Source organism: Microcoleus sp. C2D2 (genome assembly GCF_036702495.1).
GTDB lineage: Bacteria > Cyanobacteriota > Cyanobacteriia > Cyanobacteriales > Microcoleaceae > Microcoleus.
The window spans coordinates 1-2,277 of the sequence record NZ_JAUBTO010000346.1 but is presented as its reverse complement, the minus strand read 5'-3'; the positions used below and the strand labels follow the sequence as shown (position 1 = coordinate 2,277).

Genomic DNA, 2,277 nt, shown 5'->3' with positions numbered 1-2,277 from the left:
TTGCCGCAAGGATAGATAGTTTTAAGGTCTGTCGCAGAACCAAGAATCCCCGCGCTTTCAAAGCCGGGGAGTGTCAAGAGATAAAACCTCGGATACCCTAGCCCGACTACCGAGACATGACTCCAAATCGCGACGAGACCATCCGCGAGTTTCCATGTAATAATCAATCGCTTCGATCGGATCGGGGATTGCGATCGGAATGTGTTTCTTCTCGTAGGCTTCCACTAAGGTGCTGAGGATATCTAATCGATCGTACTCAGAAGTGTTTGGGGCTGCATTAAACAGTAACTCGATTTCTCGAAGGGCTTCCTGATAGTCAGTTTCATTTCTAATTGGGTGCAATTCCATACATTCACCTCTGTCTAGACGATTTCTGTACAATATATTCCATCAATCCTTGTAATCTTTGAGTTTCCGATCTGCATACTCCTCTAAAAGCTTTACATACTCAAAATATTGATGTATTTCCTTGGCAATAAATGATAAATCCGTGTTAGTTATTCGAGATGTCATACCACTCAAATCGTTAATTATCCAAAAAAGATTACAATCTTGAATGTTAACGACTAATCCCAAGTATTCAGAATCCAAAAACTGCATTTTTAGGTAGATTTTTGAGATACTTTCCTCAGTTCGTCTTTTGGAATAGTTCAAATATTCAAGCCAAGTAGCATAATTTCCTAAATCTCGAATAATTAGAGGTGATTTACCATGTGGAGCGATCGAACGACACATTTCTTCTACTTCAGATAAGGCAGGATACTTGTCTTCTAATTGGCAGCTAGCTTGTTGTTTAAAGTATTCAATCATACTCTTGGCATCGCCAATAATTCGATCGTTTTTTTTTGCTATATATGGATACAGATTCTCTTTGTCTTTTTGACTTTTTATATGGACAACAAGGAAAAAGAATATGTAGCTTGATATATAAGACAAGCACAGTCTATCAACGATTGCTCCGAGTTTAGCTCCGCCTTGAAACACTTCAGGAACATTTGAGAAAATAAAATCGATCGCAATAACAGTAGTGAGGCAAGCTCCAAGGAGAAAATTAATTTCAGTTCTGACGGATGTGAAGTATTGAATCCAACGTTTCCCACTCATCGATCTATCCTCATAAAACGTATCAAACAGTATAAAGCCTCCCAATCGGCGATCGCTATGCTCTAATTAATAAAGCATCTGTCCTTTCACCATCGGATAGCTGACATGACCCAAAGCCTCAACCCCACAACATTACCCCCCGCTTTTCCCGATCACACCCAACTACCTGACTCCGACGGCACTTTTGTACATAACTTTCTAGCACATCCCCAGAGTATCTTACTCACCGACTCCCTGGAAACTACACTGCAAACCCTCCACCCGGACGGACAATATGCGATCGGGCAAGATTGTGGCATTTACTGGCGCGAAACCGACCCTCCAGAAAAGGGAGCCGAAGCGCCTGACTGGTTCTACGTTCCCAACGTTCCGCCCCTAATAGATGGGGAAATTCGCCGCTCTTACGTGATTTGGCGCGAGTATATTGTGCCATTGATTGCGATCGAATTTGCAAGTGGAAATGGGGCTGAAGAACGAGATAATACTCCTTTATCTCGCTTACCAGAAGGTATCAACCAGAAACCAGGAAAGTTTTGGGTATACGAGCAGATTATTCGCATTCCTTACTATGCGATTTACATCATTAAAACGAGCGAATTGGAAGTCTATAACTGGGTGAATACTCGCTATCGCCGTTTGCAACCGAACGATCGCGGGCATTATCCGATCGACCTGATGGGAGTAGAGTTAGGTGTGTGGGAAGGTAGCTATCAAAATCAGCATCAGCGATGGTTGCGTTGGTGGGATAATCAGGGGAATTTGTTGTTAACTGGTAGCGAACAAGCTAAACTAGAACGCCTCCATACCGAACAGGAACGCCAAAGGGCCGATCGCGCAGAACAAACCCAACGGGATGCTATTCCCCAACTGTTGGCAATGGGTTTAACTGTAGAGCAAGTGGCTCAGGCGCTGTCGCTGTCGGTGGAAGATGTACAGAGATTGGGCTGACAGTTAACTTTCATGATTCAGAAACCAAATCTCTTTTCTCGAATTGCTGGTATTTCTACGATCGTCCTTTGTGCAGTCGGCGGATTGTTGTACGTCAAAAAACCCGTACAATCTGTTCCCGCAAAACCAGCACCCGAGGAAATTAGACCTCTTGCAAAAATAAATAGGACGGGCTCTTCGGCCCATCCCACAAGAAAACATAACTCTTGTGGGATGGGCCGAAGA

The 2,277-nt window shown here is 43.5% G+C and carries 4 protein-coding genes; 2 read left to right on the top strand and 2 right to left on the bottom strand.

The features are described from left to right. Nucleotides 1–57 precede the first annotated feature (57 nt). Both QUB61_RS39000 and QUB61_RS38995 read right to left on the bottom strand, forming a co-directional pair. Complete coding sequence (locus QUB61_RS39000; protein WP_333136791.1) at nucleotides 58–348, bottom strand: transcriptional regulator; 291 nt, start codon at nucleotides 346–348, stop codon at nucleotides 58–60. A gap of 42 nt (nucleotides 349–390) precedes the next feature. Then, nucleotides 391–1,104 (bottom strand): hypothetical protein, encoded by a 714-nt coding sequence (locus tag QUB61_RS38995; protein WP_333136790.1) that lies wholly within the window; start codon nucleotides 1,102–1,104, stop codon nucleotides 391–393. A gap of 105 nt (nucleotides 1,105–1,209) precedes the next feature. Between QUB61_RS38995 and QUB61_RS38990 the strand changes: the two genes are divergently transcribed. Then, a complete protein-coding gene (locus tag QUB61_RS38990; protein WP_333136788.1) occupies nucleotides 1,210–2,052 on the top strand; it encodes a Uma2 family endonuclease in 843 nt (280 codons plus the stop codon). A 12-nt stretch (nucleotides 2,053–2,064) separates the two neighbouring features. After that, a partial coding sequence (locus QUB61_RS38985; protein WP_333190451.1) for a hypothetical protein occupies nucleotides 2,065–2,277 on the top strand: 213 nt, incomplete at its 3' end.